15 protein-coding genes are annotated in these 15,469 nt (G+C 73.7%); 8 read left to right on the top strand and 7 right to left on the bottom strand.

Going from position 1 to position 15,469, the window contains the following annotated elements:
* Positions 1–17: 17 nt before the first annotated feature.
* Genes KWI83_RS07925 through KWI83_RS07915 form a run of 3 tightly spaced genes read left to right on the top strand, consistent with a single transcriptional unit; the run spans position 18 to position 2,328 of the window.
* The gene (locus KWI83_RS07925; RefSeq protein WP_218513560.1) at positions 18–776 is read left to right on the top strand and encodes a LamB/YcsF family protein; all 759 of its coding nucleotides are present in this window, start codon (positions 18–20) and stop codon (positions 774–776) included.
* Entirely contained in the window at positions 773–1,462 is a 690-nt protein-coding gene (locus KWI83_RS07920) for an allophanate hydrolase subunit 1 (protein WP_218513559.1), read from the top strand. Before KWI83_RS07925 ends, KWI83_RS07920 begins: the two co-directional genes overlap by 4 nt.
* A complete protein-coding gene (locus tag KWI83_RS07915; RefSeq protein WP_218513558.1) occupies positions 1,459–2,328 on the top strand; it encodes a biotin-dependent carboxyltransferase family protein in 870 nt (289 codons plus the stop codon). Before KWI83_RS07920 ends, KWI83_RS07915 begins: the two co-directional genes overlap by 4 nt.
* Before the next feature lie 49 nt (positions 2,329–2,377).
* Here KWI83_RS07915 and KWI83_RS07910 read toward each other — a convergent pair whose 3' ends face one another.
* From KWI83_RS07910 to KWI83_RS07890, 5 genes are all read right to left on the bottom strand, one after another.
* Positions 2,378–3,331, bottom strand: coding sequence for an SGNH/GDSL hydrolase family protein (locus KWI83_RS07910; protein WP_218513557.1), 954 nt, complete (start codon positions 3,329–3,331; stop codon positions 2,378–2,380).
* Entirely contained in the window at positions 3,328–4,491 is a 1,164-nt protein-coding gene (locus tag KWI83_RS07905) for a glycosyltransferase (RefSeq protein ID WP_218513556.1), read from the bottom strand. The genes KWI83_RS07910 and KWI83_RS07905 overlap by 4 nt, the downstream gene beginning before the upstream one ends.
* Complete coding sequence (locus KWI83_RS07900) at positions 4,488–5,615, bottom strand: glycosyltransferase family 1 protein (RefSeq protein WP_218513555.1); 1,128 nt, start codon at positions 5,613–5,615, stop codon at positions 4,488–4,490. Before KWI83_RS07900 ends, KWI83_RS07905 begins: the two co-directional genes overlap by 4 nt.
* Before the next feature lie 194 nt (positions 5,616–5,809).
* Positions 5,810–7,222 carry a HEAT repeat domain-containing protein gene (locus tag KWI83_RS07895; protein WP_218513554.1) on the bottom strand — a complete coding sequence of 471 codons (1,413 nt, stop codon included), beginning with the start codon at positions 7,220–7,222 and terminating at the stop codon, positions 5,810–5,812.
* Between the two features lie 324 nt (positions 7,223–7,546).
* Positions 7,547–7,939, bottom strand: a complete 393-nt coding sequence (locus KWI83_RS07890; RefSeq protein WP_218513553.1) for an ankyrin repeat domain-containing protein — start codon at positions 7,937–7,939, stop codon at positions 7,547–7,549.
* Between the two features lie 294 nt (positions 7,940–8,233).
* On the opposite strand from KWI83_RS07890, the gene KWI83_RS07885 reads away from it, so the two are divergent.
* Together KWI83_RS07885 and KWI83_RS07880 are read left to right on the top strand one after the other, a co-directional pair.
* The gene (locus KWI83_RS07885; RefSeq protein ID WP_218513552.1) at positions 8,234–8,428 is read left to right on the top strand and encodes a hypothetical protein; all 195 of its coding nucleotides are present in this window, start codon (positions 8,234–8,236) and stop codon (positions 8,426–8,428) included.
* A 56-nt stretch (positions 8,429–8,484) separates the two neighbouring features.
* Positions 8,485–10,080 carry a hypothetical protein gene (locus tag KWI83_RS07880; protein WP_218513551.1) on the top strand — a complete coding sequence of 532 codons (1,596 nt, stop codon included), beginning with the start codon at positions 8,485–8,487 and terminating at the stop codon, positions 10,078–10,080.
* A 64-nt stretch (positions 10,081–10,144) separates the two neighbouring features.
* On the opposite strand, the gene KWI83_RS07875 is transcribed toward KWI83_RS07880, so the two are convergent.
* A complete protein-coding gene (locus KWI83_RS07875; RefSeq protein ID WP_218513550.1) occupies positions 10,145–11,644 on the bottom strand; it encodes a PLP-dependent aminotransferase family protein in 1,500 nt (499 codons plus the stop codon).
* A gap of 195 nt (positions 11,645–11,839) precedes the next feature.
* Here KWI83_RS07875 and KWI83_RS07870 point away from each other — a divergent pair, with 195 nt between their 5' ends.
* The 3 genes from KWI83_RS07870 (at position 11,840) to KWI83_RS07860 (ending at position 14,660) form a co-directional block, all read left to right on the top strand.
* Entirely contained in the window at positions 11,840–12,607 is a 768-nt protein-coding gene (locus KWI83_RS07870; protein ID WP_218513549.1) for a glycerophosphodiester phosphodiesterase, read from the top strand.
* 54 nt (positions 12,608–12,661) lie between these two features.
* Complete coding sequence (locus tag KWI83_RS07865; protein WP_218513548.1) at positions 12,662–14,008, top strand: MFS transporter; 1,347 nt, start codon at positions 12,662–12,664, stop codon at positions 14,006–14,008.
* A 277-nt stretch (positions 14,009–14,285) separates the two neighbouring features.
* The gene (locus tag KWI83_RS07860; RefSeq protein WP_003977404.1) at positions 14,286–14,660 is read left to right on the top strand and encodes an RNA polymerase-binding protein RbpA; all 375 of its coding nucleotides are present in this window, start codon (positions 14,286–14,288) and stop codon (positions 14,658–14,660) included.
* 141 nt (positions 14,661–14,801) lie between these two features.
* On the opposite strand, the gene fxsA is transcribed toward KWI83_RS07860, so the two are convergent.
* Positions 14,802–15,356, bottom strand: coding sequence for an FxsA family membrane protein (gene fxsA / locus KWI83_RS07855; RefSeq protein ID WP_218513547.1), 555 nt, complete (start codon positions 15,354–15,356; stop codon positions 14,802–14,804).
* Between the last annotated feature and the right edge of the window lie 113 nt (positions 15,357–15,469).

Below are 15,469 nucleotides of genomic sequence, written 5' to 3'. Positions count from 1 at the left end.
TTCAGCGAAGGGGACCCATGACCGCGATCGATCTCAACGCCGACCTCGGCGAGGGCTTCGGCCGCTGGCGGCTGACCGACGACGAGGAGTTGCTGTCCGTCGTCACCAGCGCCAACGTGGCCTGCGGCTTCCACGCCGGGGACGCGGCCACCATGCGGCGGGTGTGCGAGCTGGCTGCCGCGCGCGGGGTGACGATCGGCGCGCAGGTCTCCTACCGGGACCTGGCCGGGTTCGGGCGGCGCGCGATGGACGTGCCGCCCGCCGAACTGGCGGCCGAGGTGGCCTACCAGATCGGCGCCCTGGAGGTCTTCGCCCGCGCGGCCGGGGCCCGGGTGGCGTACGTCAAGCCGCACGGAGCCCTGTACAACCGTGTGGTGCACGACGAGGAGCAGGCCGGTGCGGTCGTCGACGGCGTGCTCCTCGCCGGCGGCTCGCTGCCCGTGCTGGGGCTGCCCGGCTCACGGCTGCTGGAGCTGGCCGCCAAGGCGGGCCTCCCGGCCGTGACGGAGGCGTTCGCGGACCGCGCGTACACCGACGAGGGCACCCTCGTGCCGCGCGGCCGGGAGGGCGCCGTCGTGACCGACCCCGAGGCCGTGGTGGAACGGTCGGTGAGCCTGGCCCGCTCCGGGACGGTCGTCGCCCACTCCGGGGCCCAGATCGACGTACGCGCGCGTTCCCTGTGTCTGCACGGGGACACGCCCGGCGCGGTGGAGCTGGCCCGGCGGGTCCGGCGGCGGCTCGAAGAGGCCGGTGTCCGGGTGGAGGCCTTCGCATGAGGGTGCTGCCGGTCGGCGACAGCGCCCTGCTCGTCGAGGTGTCCTCCGGCGACGAGGCGCAGGCGCTGCACGCGGAGTTGCTGCGCCGCCGCGCGGAGGGCTCGATCGCGGTCCGCGAGATCGTGCCCGCGGCCCGTACGGTCCTCCTCGACGGCCTGACCGACCCGGTCCGTCTGGCTTCCGAACTGACCGCCGCCGACGTGCCACCCGCTCCCCCGCGCGCGGGTGAGGTCGTCGACCTCCCGGTGCGCTACGACGGCCCGGACCTGGCGGACGTCGCCGCCCTGTGGGGCGTGACCGAGCAGGACGTGGCCCGCATCCACGCCGGCACCGAGTTCCGGGTCGCCTTCTGCGGGTTCGCCCCCGGCTTCGGCTACCTCACCGGGCTGCCGCCCCAGTACGACGTCCCGCGCCGCGCCACGCCGCGGACCGCGGTCCCGGCGGGTTCGGTGGCGCTGGCCGGGCCGTACACCGGCGTGTACCCGCACACGTCGCCGGGCGGCTGGCAGCTGATCGGCAGCACGGACGCGGTGCTGTGGGACCACGCGCGCGTGCCGGCCGCGCTGCTGTCGCCGGGCACGCGCGTGCGGTTCGTTCCGGTGGGCACCGACGGCCAGAGCCCAGTGGGCGCCGATCGTCCGGACACGGCACGCACCGACGGCCGGGGCCCGGTGGGGCGCTCATGACGGACCGTGCGCTCGCCGTCGTCCGGGCCGGGGGGCTGACCACCGTGCAGGACCAGGGGCGTCCCGGGCACGCCCACCTCGGCGTGCCGCGCTCCGGGGCGCTCGACGCGCCCGCGGCGGCGCTCGCCAACCGGCTGGTCGGCAATCCGCCCGGGGCGGCCGTCCTGGAGACCACCCTCAACGGGTGCGCGGTACGACCCCGTTCCACGGTCACCGTGGCGGTCGCGGGCGCGCCCTGCCGGGTCACGGTCGACGCCCGCCCGGTCGCCTGGGGCGCTCCGGTCCGGGTGCCCGCCGGAGCGGTCCTGGACGTCGGCGCGGCGGTCCGCGGGGTACGAAGCTATGTGGCCGTCTCCGGCGGCATCGCCGTCGAGCCGGTGCTCGGCAGCCGCTCCACCGACCTGCTGTCGGGGCTCGGCCCGCCGCCGCTCACGGACGGCGCGGTGCTCTCCTTGGGGCGTGTCGTCGGCCCTCACGCGCGCGTGGACGTCGCCCCGCAGCCCGCGCCCCCGGCCGAGCTGGTCCTGCGGGTGACGCTCGGGCCCCGCGACGACTGGTTCACGCCCGATGCCGTACGGACGTTCACCTCCCGCACCTACCGCGTGTCCGCCGCCGGCAACCGCATCGGGCTGCGCACGGAGGGACCCTCCCTGGAGCGGGCCCGCGCGGGGGAACTCCCCAGCGAGGGCGTGGTCCTGGGCGCGGTCCAGGTCCCGCCCGACGGCCGTCCGGTCGTCTTCCTCGCCGACCACCCGACCACCGGCGGCTACCCGGTCCTCGCGGTCGTCCGCGCCGCGGACCTCCCGGCGGCCGCGCAGGCGGTACCGGGGACACCGGTCCGCTTCGTGGCGGTACGCCGCCGTTGACACACCGCCGTTGACACACCGCCGTTGAGCCCCGTCGAGCACCTCAGCCCTACGCCGCCTCCGGCTCCGGCTGCTGCTCCGGCACCGGGCGCTGCTCCGGCGCCGAGCGCTGGGCGGGCATGGACAGCCCCTCCGGCAGAACGAGCTTCCCCGGGCCCGAGCGCTGCTGCGGCTCCGGCACCGACAGCGCCGCCAGCGCCGTCGACACGGCGTGCGCCGCCCGCAGGTCGAGCCGGGCGCTGGTGCCGCGCGCGCGGTGCCGCATCTCGACCGCCGCGAGGCGCAGCAGCTGGGGCAGCAGGTCGTTGCACCGGCGCAGCACCCAGGCGGTGCCCGCCGTGGCCAGCCACACCAGGCTCGCCGACCTGGTGGGCGGCGGGAACTCGGGCTCGGAGGCGGGCGCGGTGCCCGTCGCGATCCCGGCGTCCGACAGCAGCTCGTGGAACCGGATGGCCAGCTGCCGGTGCCCACGCTCCCCGGGGTGCAGCCGGTCCGCGCTCCACATGGCCCGGTCGTCGACCCAGTCGCCTTCGGCGGCGTGCAGGTGCAGGGCCCCGTACCGCTCGGAGAGCGCGTGGACCACGGTGTTCACCGCGCGCTGCCGCCGGGCCAAGGGGTTGGCGAGCACCCCGGGCAGCCCCAGCATCGCGCCCGGGTCGGGCAGGCAGGCGGTGAGGACGGCGGTGCCCTGCCGGGTGAAGGCCGCGTACACCTTGTCGAGGCGTTCGGTGATGTGGTGGATGTCGAACGTGCGGCGCAGCGTGTCGTTGACGCCCACGAGGACGGACGCGACGTCCGGTCGCAGGGCCAGCGCGGCGGGCAGCTGGGACTCCAGCACGTCGCGGGTCTGGGCCCCGCTGACCGCGAGGTTGGTGAATGCGGCGGGCGGTTCGGACAGGCCGCCGGCGAGCAGCGCGGCCCAGCCGCGCCACCCATTCCCCACGGGATCGCCCACCCCCTCCGTCAGCGAGTCCCCGAGGGCGACGTAACGGACGGCTCTCATGCCGCGCCCTCCGCACGGGCGAAGGGGCGCTTCGGCACCGCCGCGTCGTGCGCGGCGAGGAAGGCGTCCACCGCCGTACCCCAGCCGAAGCACTCCGCACGCGCGCGTGCGGCCTCCCGGCGTTCGCGCTCGGGACGGTCGAGGAGCCTCTCCACGGCGTCCGCGAAGGCGTCCCCGTTGTCCGCCGCGGTGGCCCCGGCGGATCCGATCACCTCCGGCAGCGCGGAGGACGCGCTCGCCACGACGGGCGTGCCGCAGGCCATGGCCTCCAGCGCGGCGAGCCCGAACGTCTCGGCCGGCCCGGGCGCCAGGCACACGTCGGCGGTGGCCTGCAACGCGCCGAGCAGGCTGCGGTCGGCGACGTGCCCCAGGAAGGTCACCGGCAGGTCGCGCTCCTGCGCCCGCTTCTCCAGGCCCGCGCGCAGCGGCCCGTTTCCGGCCACCACGAGCACCGCGCGCACACCGCGCTGGCGCAGCGACTCCAGTGCGTCCAGCGCGGTGCCGGGCCGCTTCTCCACGGACAGCCGGGAGCACATCACCAGCAGCTTCTCGTCCGCACGCGCGTGTACGTCGCGCAGCGCCGCGTCGCGCAGGGTGGGGCGCCGGTTCATCAGGTCGACGCCCAGGGGCGCCCGTACGACGTTGCGGGCGCCGATCCGGACGAACTCCCGCTCGGCGAACTCGGTGGTGCACACGACCTTGGAGTAGGTGTGGGCCGTGCGGACGTTGAGGGCGTCGGCGGCGCGCCGGGAGAGGTTCTCCGACAGGCCCCATGTGCGCAGCACGCCGTCGGCGGTCTCGTGGGAGACCATCACCGCGGGCACCCGGGCACGGCGGGCCCACTTTCCGGTCCACCTCAGGGTCGTACGGTCGGAGACCTCCAGGCGGTCCGGGCCGAGCTCCTCCAGCAGGGCGGCGACGCGGCGCTTGTCGATGAGCACGCGGTAGCCGCCGGTGCCGGGCAGCACCGGTCCGGGCAGGGTGACCACCCGGCCCTGCTCGGTGTCCCGGTCGCTGTACTTCTCGCCCGGCACGATCAGGACGGGGTCGTGGCCCGCGACCTTGAAGCCCTTGCCCAGTTCGCGCAGCGCGGTGCGCAGGCCGCCGGAGGCGGGGGCGACGAAGTTCGCCAGCCGGACGATGCGCAGGGAGGTGTTCATGCCGCCACCGCCGGCCTGCGCGCGTCGAGGACGGCCTCGTAGTGCGCGATGAGCTGGTCGCCGACGGCGGCCCAGGTGCGGCCCTCGACGGTGGCGCGGGCGGTGGTCCCGAAGGCGGCGCGCAGCGCGGGATCTGCGGCCAGGGCAGCGACGGCGTCCCGGACGGCCTCCGCGTCGCGCGGCGGTACGAGGAAGCCGGTGCGGCCGTGGTCGACCAGGTCCTTGGGGCCGCCGGCGGCGGGCGCGACCACGGGGACACCGCTGGCCATGGCCTCCTGCACGGTCTGGCAGAAGGTCTCGAAGGGGCCGGTGTGCGCGAAGACGTCCAGCGAGGCGAAGATCCGGGCGAGTTCGTCGCCGGTGCGGCGGCCCAGGAAGACGGCGCCGGGCAGCGCCTCGACCAGGCCCGGCTGGCTCGGCCCGTCACCGACGACGACCACGCGCACGCCGGGCAGAGCGCAGACGCCGGAGAGCAGCTCGACGTGCTTCTCGGGCGCGAGCCGCCCGACATAGCCGACGATCAGCTCGCCGTTCGGGGCGAGTTCCCGGCGCAGCGCGCCGTCCCGCAGGTCGGGGCGGAAGCGCACGGTGTCGACGCCGCGCCGCCACAGGTGCACCCGGGGCACGCCGTGGGCCTCCAGGTCGCCCTGGGAGGCGCTGGAGGGGGCGAGGGTGCGGTCGGCGGCGGCGTGCACGGAGCGGATGCGCCGCCAGGCCGCGGCCTCACCGGCGCCCACATAGGTGCGGGCGTATCCGGCCAGGTCGGTCTGGTAGACGGCGACGGCGGGGATACCGAGCCGGGCGGCGGCGGCCATGCCGCGGACCCCGAGGATGAAGGGGCTGGCCAGGTGCACGATGTCGGGCTGGTGCGTGAGCAGCGCGGCGGCGAGGCGCCGGCTGGGCAGGGCGACACGGACCTGGGGATAGCCCGGGAGCGGAAGGGACGGGATGTGGACGACGGGGCACGGCGCGAGAGCACCTGCCTTGTGGCCGGGAGCGGGAGCCGGTGCGACGACGAGGGGAGCGTGACCGCGATCGACGAGGTGTCGGGCGGTCTGGAGCGCGCAGTGGGCCACGCCGTTCACATCGGGGGGAAAGGATTCGGTCACGATGACGACACGCATAGGGCTGTTGTCGCCACGCTGGACGTGGCCGCGTCAACGTCGATCTTTCCGAACGGGGAACGATCCATGAGCGTTGCGCTGCCCACCCGCGCACGTCGGCCCGCGGCCACGCTCCTCTGGCCCACGGGTCACCCGCCGTTCACCCAACGGGTACTCGTCTGCCCTGTCACCCGGCGGGTGGGTCGGGGCGGCGTTCACATGGCGTCGGGGCCGATCCGGCTGCGGACCGCCGTCTGGACCTCCGCCTCCTCGGCGGGGTCGGAGGCGAGCCGGCGCAGTTGCTCGACGACGCGGGTGTCTCCGGTCTCGGCGTGCCGGGCGGCCAGTTCCCGGGTGGTCTCCTCGCAGTCCCAGAGGCACTCGACGGCGAACCCGGACGGGAAGGAGGAATCGGTGGCGGCGAGGGCGCGGGCGGCCCTGCCACGCAGATGGGACGAGGCGGTCTCGCGGTAGACATGGCGCAAAACCGGTGCGGCGCAGCCGATGCCGAGCCGTCCGGCGCCGTCGACGAGGGTCCACAGGGTCGGCGCGTCGGGTCCTTCGCCCCGCACGGCCTCCCGTAGCGCGCCGAGGACCAGGTCGCTGTCCTTGGCACCGCCCCGGCAGGCGAGCATGCGCCCGGCGGCGGCGCCCAGCGGATCGGGGCGGCGGGCCCAGCCACGCGCCCGGTCCACGGCGGCCACACTGCGCATCCGTTCGAAGGCGTCGACGGCGGCCTCCACGACCGGCGCGGGGCCGGTGACGACGGCCGCCTCGATCAGGTCGAGGGCGGCGGGGTCGTTGTTGTCGGCGAGATAGCGCAGCGCGGTGCAGCGGGCGCCCTCGGTGCCGTCCTGGGCGGCCTGGACGATCTCGGGCCGGTCCTCGGGTCCGGCCACGGCCGTGAGACAGCGGGCGGCCGGGACATACAGCGCCACGCCGCGTTCGACGCCCTGCTGGGCCCACTCGAACACGGCCTGCACGCTCCACCCCGGACGGGGCCCGGTGGGGCGCATCTGCCGCTGCCAGCGGTCGAAGCAACCGGCCTCCCGGGCGGCACGCACGCGCGTGCCGATGGATTCGCGCGGATCCTCGGCCCACAGCCGCCAGGGCCTCGGTTCGAAGGCGTCCCGCACGGCGGCGGCCAGCTCGGCCTCGCCCGCGGCGTCGGCCGGGAAGCGGGCCAGCACGGGCGCGGCCAGGGCGCGCAGCCCGGCGTCGTCGTCGCGCAGGGCGAGTTCGTCCAGGGCCCAGGCCCAGTTGGAGCCGTGGGCGGCGTACCTGCGCAGCAGGGCGAGCGCGTCGCGCCTGCCGTAGGAGGCGAGGTGGCCGAGGACGGCGAGGGCGAGCCCGGTGCGGGACTCGTCGGTGTCGACGATGTCCTCGGGATCGAAGAGATGCGCCTCGATCGCGTCCAGCTCGCCGTTCAGGTCGAGGTAGAGGCGGGCGTAGTACAGGGAGCGGTTCTCCACCTGCCAGTCGTGGCGGGGGTCGCGCAGCACACAGTGGTTCAGGGCCGCGAGCGCCTCGGCACGGGGGGCGGTGAGCGCGTGCAGCGTACCGTCGCCGCGGCCCCGCTGAAGCAGGCCGAGCAGCGTACCGCTGGGCGCTATGACCGGATCGAACATGGGAAACAGCCTCACATCAAGCGTTGACGCAACCGGGAAACGTGCTTTACCTGGCCGCGTGACAACGCGTCGGGGCCCCCGCCGTCTTCTGCTTGCTGTAGACCATCTTCCTCTGCCTCTCGTCGGTGGCCCATGCGGGCCGCATCACGGCCCGCGCGGTGCGGCAACACCTGCCCAGCCATCGCGTCCGTGAATCACGACGTCATGATGACCCGGCACTTCTCGATGCCGCGACCGAAATTTCCGGCGGCCCCGCACCGCCTCCCCCGTTTTCCGTGTCGTACCTGACCAGCGAGCCTTTTCTGCCTGATCAGGGTGTTCGGATCAGTGTGCGCCGAACAGTTCCAGCAGCTCCGTCCTGCCGAACATCCGGGCGGTGTCGACGGCCGACGGGGTGCCCGCGGCCGGGTCGGCGCCACCCTCCAGCAGAGCCTTGATCACTTCTTCCTCACCCTTGAAGACCGCCCCGGCGAGTGGGGTCTGGCCTCGGTCGTTGACCCGGTCCGCCTCGGCGCCGCGGGCGAGCAGGGCCCGCACCGTCCCGGCGTGCCCGTGGTAGGCGGCGAGCATCACGAGGGAGTCGCCGCGGTCGTTGGTGAGGTTGGCCGGAACGCCCGCGTCGACGTACGCCACGAGCGCCTCCGTCCGCCCCTGCCGGGCCAGGTCGAAGATCTTGGTCGCGAGCTCCACGACCTCGGGGTCGGGGGCTTCAGTCATCGGCCGGACCGCCTCTCACTACGCACGAGTATGAACAGCACCTAACCGCACGGCTGGGCTCTACGGGTGAATTGCCAGCGTACTGGCTGTACGGGGACATGACGGGCCACGTCCGAGGCAAAGATCACCAATGCACCCGGCGGGGCGCAAGCCCCTGCGCCCAAGACGGCCGTAGCTCCGCCGCCCGGGCGAAATCCACCGGATTTCACCCAGTTGCACCTTTTATCGTATGGATACATCCTGTGAGCCTGGAAGTACTCATGGTGACTGTCCCCCTCGACACCAGGAGACCTCATGATTCTGTCCATCTCAGGCGTCGTCCTGCTCGGCATCGTCGTCTTCATCTTCTGCCGCAAGGACGGACTCAAGTCGTCCCACGCGCTGATCGCAGCCCTGTTCGGCTTTTACCTGGCGAGCACAGCCGTCGCCCCGAGCATCAAGGCGGGCGGCGAGAGCCTGGCGAGCCTGCTGGGCGGTCTCAAGTTCTGACGCCTCCGCCGCCCGGACCCCCCACCCCGCCCACACGCACCTTTCAGGAGACACCCGTGGCCCGGCGCCCCCTCCCCCGCATTCTGAGCAACGGCGGCGCTCAGCTCGCCCGGAGCCGGGATCTGGCCCGGACGGCGGCCGACAGCGCCACCGACGTCCTCCACCCGCTGATCACGATCATCCGGGGTCTGCGCCGGCTGGCGGCGGCCGGGCTGCGCAAGTGGGCGGACACCCCCAAGGACAAGCGTGGTCCACTGCTGTTCCTGGTGGCCTCGGTGATCTTCGTTGTGGCGCTCGCGCCGTACGGCCCGCTGCTCGCCGTCGTCGCGCTGATGGCGGCGGCAGCCTGGCAAGGCCGCGACCGCACCCCGCCGGCCCCCGACGGCCCCGACGAGGGCCAGACACAGCGCCTGCAGTCGCTGTACGAGGCGCTGGTCCCGTACTTCTCCGTCGCCGAGGACCCGGCCCCCCTGTACGCCCACGGCGGGGACTGGGAGAAGGCCTTCCCGGAGTACGAGTTCGACGCCACGGGCCGGTTCGCGCACCTGGTCATCCGGTACCCGGCGTACTTCCCGGACGGCGAACCGGAGGCACGCGCGCGTGTCGAGCATCTGCTGACGGCCAAGGCGGGCCGCGGCCGCGAGTACCACTTCGTGTGGGACGAGGAGGGCAACCAGCTCACGGTGGCGGTCCTCGCGCCGCTGCCCACCGACATCGCCGCCCAGCGCTTCGTGACGTCACCCGGCGAGACGGTCCTCGGCTTCACCGACGCGAGCGAGGTCCAGCGCACGCTGCCGGTCGCCCACGGCGAGGAGCAGCGCGACATGCCGCCCGTGGTGTGGCGCACGGGCATCCGCTCCACCGAGCCCCACCTGCTGGCCGTCGGCCAGCCGGGCAGCGGCACGTCGACCCTGCTGCGCTCCGTGGCGCTCCAGGCCCTGGAGTACGGCGACGTCCTCATCGTCGAGGGCAGCGGCACCGGCGAGTACGCCTGCCTGACGGGCCGGGACGGGGTCCTGGCCGTCGAGTGCGCGCTGGCGGGGGCGCTCGCGAGCCTGGAGTGGGCCACGACCGAGACGGAACGCCGGCTGATCGCCGTCAACCGCGCGCGTCAGGCGGGTCATCCCCCGCCGGACGACACCAAGCGGCCGCTGTGGATCCTGGTGGACCGCCCGACCGCGCTGGCCCACGTGGCCGCCGCCGACGGCCACAAGGACCCGCAGTCCCTGCTCCAGGTGCCGCTGCGGCACGGCCGCGCCGCGAACGTCACGGTGGTGGTCGCCGAGCAGTTCGACAGCCTGGACGCCCTGAGCGACCCCGTACGGCAGCACACCCGCGCGCGGGTGGTCCTCGGCCCCGCCACCGGGGAACAGCTCACGACGATCCTGGGCGCGCCCCCGCACACCACGCCGGTCGCGCACGTCCCACCCGGCCGCGGCTACGCCCGCCTGGGCACGGGCCCGGTCCTTCGCCTCCAGGTCCCGGCGACACCGGACCCGTACGACGACGCCACGAGCGACGCCCACCGCCAGGCGGTACTGGACCTGCTCCCGCCCCGCACGACCCCGGCGGACGCGGAGCCGGACCGGGTCCCGGCGGCAACCGAGCCGGAACCGGTCCCGGCGGAGGCCGCGGTGGCGGAGAGCTCCTGAAGCGGACGGCTCCTGAAGCAGAGACCTCCTGAAGCGGCGGCGACGGCTCCCGACCGGAGGGCGGCTATGCCACGAAGGTCCGCGGCGCCTCCGCCCCCACCGTCCCGCCGCTGCGCACCAACCGGGCCGCCGCGGCCAGCCGTACCGCCGCCTCCTCCGCCACCGCGCCCCCCACGGTGAACGGCAGCCGCACATACCCCTCGAAGGCGCCGTCGACACCGAACCGCGGACCGGACGGGACCCGCACCCCGACCCGCTCCCCCGCCTCCGCGAGCCGCGAGCCCGACAGCCCCCCGGTGCGCACCCACAGCGTGAGCCCGCCCCGTGGCACCTCGAACTCCCAGTCGGGCAGCTCCCGGCGTACCGCGGCGACCAGCGCGTCCCGGTTGTCCCGCGCCTGCCCGCGCCGCAGGTCCACGGCCTGCTCCCAGCCTCCGGTGCCGAACAGCCAGTGCACGGCCAGCTGTTCCAGCACCGGCGTGCCCAGATCGGCGTACGCGCGCGCGGCGACCAGGCTGCGGATGACGTCCGGCGCGGCCCGCACCCAGCCGATGCGCATCCCGGCCCAGAAGGCCTTGCTGGCGGAGCCGACGGTGATGACGGTGGACCCGGCCGGGTCGAAGGCGCACACCGGCGGCGGCATCTCCACATCCGGGTCCAGCCAGAGCTCGTTCATCGTCTCGTCGGCGACGATCACGGTCCCCGCCGACCGGGCCGCCTCGACCAGCCGCCGGCGCTGGTCCTCGTCGGCGAGCGCGCCGGTCGGGTTGTGGAAGTCGGCGACGACGTAGGCGATGCGCGGCGCGGCATCGCGCAGCACCTGCCGCCAGCGGTCCATGTCCCACCCGGCGAGCCCGTCGGCCATCGCCACGGGCACCAGCCGGGCGCCCGCCTCCCGCATCAGCTGCAGGATGTTGGCGTACGACGGCGACTCGACGGCGACGCGCTCACCACGGCCCGCGAAGAGATGGCAGATGGCGTCGATGGCCCCCATCGCGCCGGTCGTCACCATGATCTGTTCCGGCATGGTGGGGATCCCGCGCGCGGTGTAGCGCTCGGCGAGCATCGAGCGCAGGGCGGGCAGTCCGGCCGGATAGTCGCCGTGCGTGTGCGCGTACGGCTGCAGCTCCTCCAGGGCGCCCTGCACGGCGCGGGTGAGCCAGGGTTCGGGCGCGGGCAGCGCCGCACAGCCGAGGTCGATCATCGACCCGAGCGCCTCGGGCGGCAGTGGTTCCAGCCCGCGCGCGGGGAGCGGGTTTCCGGCCGGTACGGCGGTCCAACTGCCCGCGCCGCGCCGGGACTCCAGGAATCCCTCGGTGCGCAGCGCCTCGTACGCGGCCGCGACTGTCGTACGGCTGACGGACAGGGCGAGCGCCAGTTCCCGCTCGGCGGGCAGTCGCGCGGCCACCGGCACCCGCCCTTCGAGCACCAGCAGCCGGATGCCGTCGGCGAGCGCGCGATAGGCGGGCGGACGGCGCGAGCCCGGACCCGCCGGGCGGTCCTGCTGCGACTTGAGCTGCCGGGCCAGCTGCGCCGCACCCACCGCTGAGGTCCACTGCCCCATGACAATCAGTCCACCTTCCCCGAATTGGCCCCGACCGGCGTTTCTCCCCCTGCCACAGGATGCCACCCAGCGGGCCATTCACACCACCAGGGGTGCCTCGAACCCGCGCAGCCCGATGTTGTTCGCCGCCCCCTCGGCATCCCGCAGCAGCACCGCCGTTGCCACTGGTCAACCCCGGCGCGCCATACTGCGTCCGTGAGCACGCGCATACGCCATCCCTTCCTCGACCATCCGGGCCCGATCGCCTTCGCCCACCGGGGCGGGGCCGCGGACGGTCTGGAGAACACCGTGCTGCAGTTCCGGCGCGCGGTGGAGATGGGCTACCGGTACATCGAGACCGACGTCCACGCCACACGGGACGGACGGATCGTCGCCTTCCACGACGCGACGCTGGACCGGGTGACCGACGGGGCGGGCCGGATCGGCGACCTGCTCTGGAAGGACGTACGGCACGCGCGCGTGGCGGGCATCGAGCCGGTGCCGCTCTTCGAGGAGCTGCTGGAGACCTTCCCCGAGGTGCGCTGGAACGTCGACCTGAAGGCCGAGTCGGCCCTCCACCCCTTCCTGGAGCTGATCGACCGCACCGACGCCTGGGACCGGGTCCTTGTCGGCTCCTTCTCCGAGGCCCGCGTCGTCCGCGCCCAGCGCCTGGCCGGGCCGCGCCTGGCGACGTCGTACGGCACGCGGGGCGTGCTCAACCTGCGGCTGCGTTCCTGGGGCGTACCGGCCGCGCTGCGCCGCTCCGCGGTCGCCGCACAGGTGCCCGAGACGCAGTCCGGCATCCAGGTGGTGGACCAGCGGTTCGTCCGGGCCGCCCACGCGCGCGGGTTGCAGGTGCATGTGTGGACGATCAACGAGGCGGAGCGGATGCACCGGCTCCTGGATCTCGGTGTCGATGGCATCATGACCGATCACATCGACACGTTGCGCAAGGTCATGGAGGACCGGGGCGTCTGGGTCTGACGCCCCGGGCCGCGCCCCGCGCACGGCACTTCACGGGGAAGCGAGGGGGCACGGGTGGGCACCGAGACCGTGCGGACACCGGCGGCCGACGACGCGGCCGGGCGGCGGCGCCAGCAGCGCGGCTGGTACTTCTACGACTGGGCGTGCTCCGTCTACTCGACGAGCGTGCTCACCGTGTTCCTGGGCCCCTATCTGACGTCGGTCGCCGAGTCGGCCGCGGACACAGACGGCTTCGTCCACCCCCTCGGGATCCCGGTCCGCGCCGGTTCCTTCTTCGCCTACTCGGTGTCCCTGTCGGTGATCGTGGCCGTGCTGGTGATGCCCCTGGTCGGTGCCGCCGCCGACCGCACCGGCCGCAAGAAGCCCCTCCTGGGCGCCGCCGCCTACCTCGGGGCCGCGGCCACGGCCGGCATGTTCCTGCTGGACGGCGACCGCTATCTGCTCGGCGGTGTCCTGCTGGTGGTGGCGAACGCCGCGCAGTCTGTGGCGATGATGCTCTACAACTCCTACCTGCCGCAGATCGCCCCGCCCGAGGAACGCGACGCGGTCTCCTCGCGCGGGTGGGCCTTCGGCTACGCGGCGGGCGCGCTGGTCCTGGTCGCCAACCTGGTCCTCTATCTCGCCCACGACACCTTCGGTGTCTCGGAGAGCATGGCCGTGCGCATCTGCCTGGCCTCGGCCGGTCTGTGGTGGGGCGCGTTCGCGCTGATTCCGCTACGACGCCTGCGCGACCGCCGCTCCCCCGCGCGCGAGACGACGGTCACCGGCTGGCGGCAGCTCGCGGCGACGGTCCGCGACATGCGCCGCCACCCGCTCACGCTGGCCTTCCTGCTGGCGTATCTCGTCTACAACGACGGCATCCAGACGGTGATCACCCAGGCGTCGGTCTACGGCTCCGAGGAGCTGGGCCTCGGCCAGTCCACGCTCATCGGCGCGATCCTGCTCGTGCAGGTCCTCGCGGTGTTCGGCGCGCTGGCACTCGGGCGGCTGGCCCGGCGGTACGGCGCGAAGCGCACGATCCTCGGCTCGCTGGCCGCCTGGACGCTGATCCTGGTCGCCGGGTACTTCCTGCCCGCCGGAGAGCCGGAGTGGTTCTTCGTGCTGGCGGCCGGCATCGGGCTCGTCCTCGGCGGCAGCCAGGCCCTGTCCCGCTCGCTCTTCTCCCACCTGGTCCCACCCGGCAAGGAGGCCGAGTACTTCTCGGCGTACGAACTGAGCGACCGCGGGATGAGCTGGCTGGGCCCACTGCTGTTCGGGCTCACCTACCAGCTGACCGGGAGCTACCGGGACGCGATCATCTCGCTGGTGGCGTTCTTCGTGCTCGGGTTCGGGCTGCTGGCGAGGGTTCCGATGCGGCGTGCCGTCTCGGATGCGGGGAACCCGGTTCCGGAACGGATTTAGAACGGATTTAGCACTCACAGCGAAAGGGCTGTAGTGTACGCGTTTGGCCTGCCAGGCGTACCGTTACTGCGCGTCAAAGATGCCGAAACGCTGGGTGACATCTGCTGTCAGATGTGACAAACCGGGCGCCGGTGGGTACAACATGGGCGGCTACGACGGCGACGCATGACCCGGAACGGGACTCCGAACGGGAATCTTTACCGCCGACCGGACGTTGACCGGATGACGACGACAGCGACACCTGTCCTGTGGGCGACAAGCCCGGGAGGCACGATTCATGAGTGAGCGAGCTCTTCGCGGCACGCGCCTCGTGGTGACCAGCTACGAGACGGACCGCGGCATCGACCTGGCCCCCCGCCAGGCCGTGGAGTACGCATGCGAGAAGGGGCACCGATTCGAGATGCCCTTCTCGGTCGAGGCGGAGATCCCGCCGGAGTGGGAGTGCAAGGTCTGCGGAGCCCAGGCACTCCTGGTGGATGGCGACGGCCCGGAGGAGAAGAAGGCCAAGCCGGCGCGTACGCATTGGGACATGCTGATGGAGCGGCGCACGCGTGAGGAGCTCGAAGAGGTCCTTGAGGAGCGTCTCGCCGTTCTGCGCTCCGGCGCGATGAACATCGCGGTGCACCCCCGAGACAGCCGCAAGTCCGCGTAGTTCCCACGGGGCTTGGGCGGGGTTTCACAGCGCACGCAAGATGACCGCGGGCGCCGTACGTGAGTGTGACGTACGGCGCCCGCGGTCATTGGTGTGCTGGTGAGCGGAAGGCGCCCGGCGGTCATCGGGGCGCCTGAAGGCTCAGCGGTTCAGCGGCGGGCGTGGCTCCCGCGGAGCGTCGCCCGGCTCGTCCCTGATGACCTCACCCTGCACGACCTTGCCGTCCGGGCGGTGAATGCGGGCCTGCTGAAAGGCGTCGCCGAGGCTACCGGGGGTGGCGCGGCGGAGCTTGCGGTGCACCGTGCGCTCCGCGTAGCGGCCGACGGCCTTCTGGACCGGTGGGAGCAGCAGGAGCAGGCCGGCCGCGTCCGAGACCAGGCCGGGCAGCATCAGGAGCAGGCCGCCCAGCATCATCAGGCCGCTGCCGCCACCGCTGGACGGCGCCACGCCGCGCTGCAGCGCCTCGTTGAGGTTCTGGAAGGCGCGTCGGCCCGCCCGCTTGATGACCACCGCGCCGAGCAGGAACCCGGCGATGAGCAGCAGGAACACCGTCAACCCGCCCGCCGCGCCCGCGACCAGGGTCAGCAGCCAGATCTCCAGCACCAGCCAGGCGGCGATGCCCAGCGGCAGAAACGTACGCAGCCGTGACCGCCGGGGCCGCGCGGAGTAGGGAGGGGTGGATGCGCCAGTCGTCATGCCCCCAGTGTGCCTGGCAACCGCTCAGCACGGGATAAGCGCCGGTCAACGGCAGCGGGGATGCCAGGCGCCATGCGGCAGGCAACAGCCACCGGTGACGCCCGGCGACCAGC

Source organism: Streptomyces sp. TRM70350 (genome assembly GCF_019219825.1).
In the GTDB taxonomy this organism is placed as follows: Bacteria; Actinomycetota; Actinomycetes; order Streptomycetales; family Streptomycetaceae; genus Streptomyces.
The sequence above is the reverse complement of the archived record's forward strand: the minus strand, read 5'-3'. Positions and strand labels throughout refer to the sequence as shown.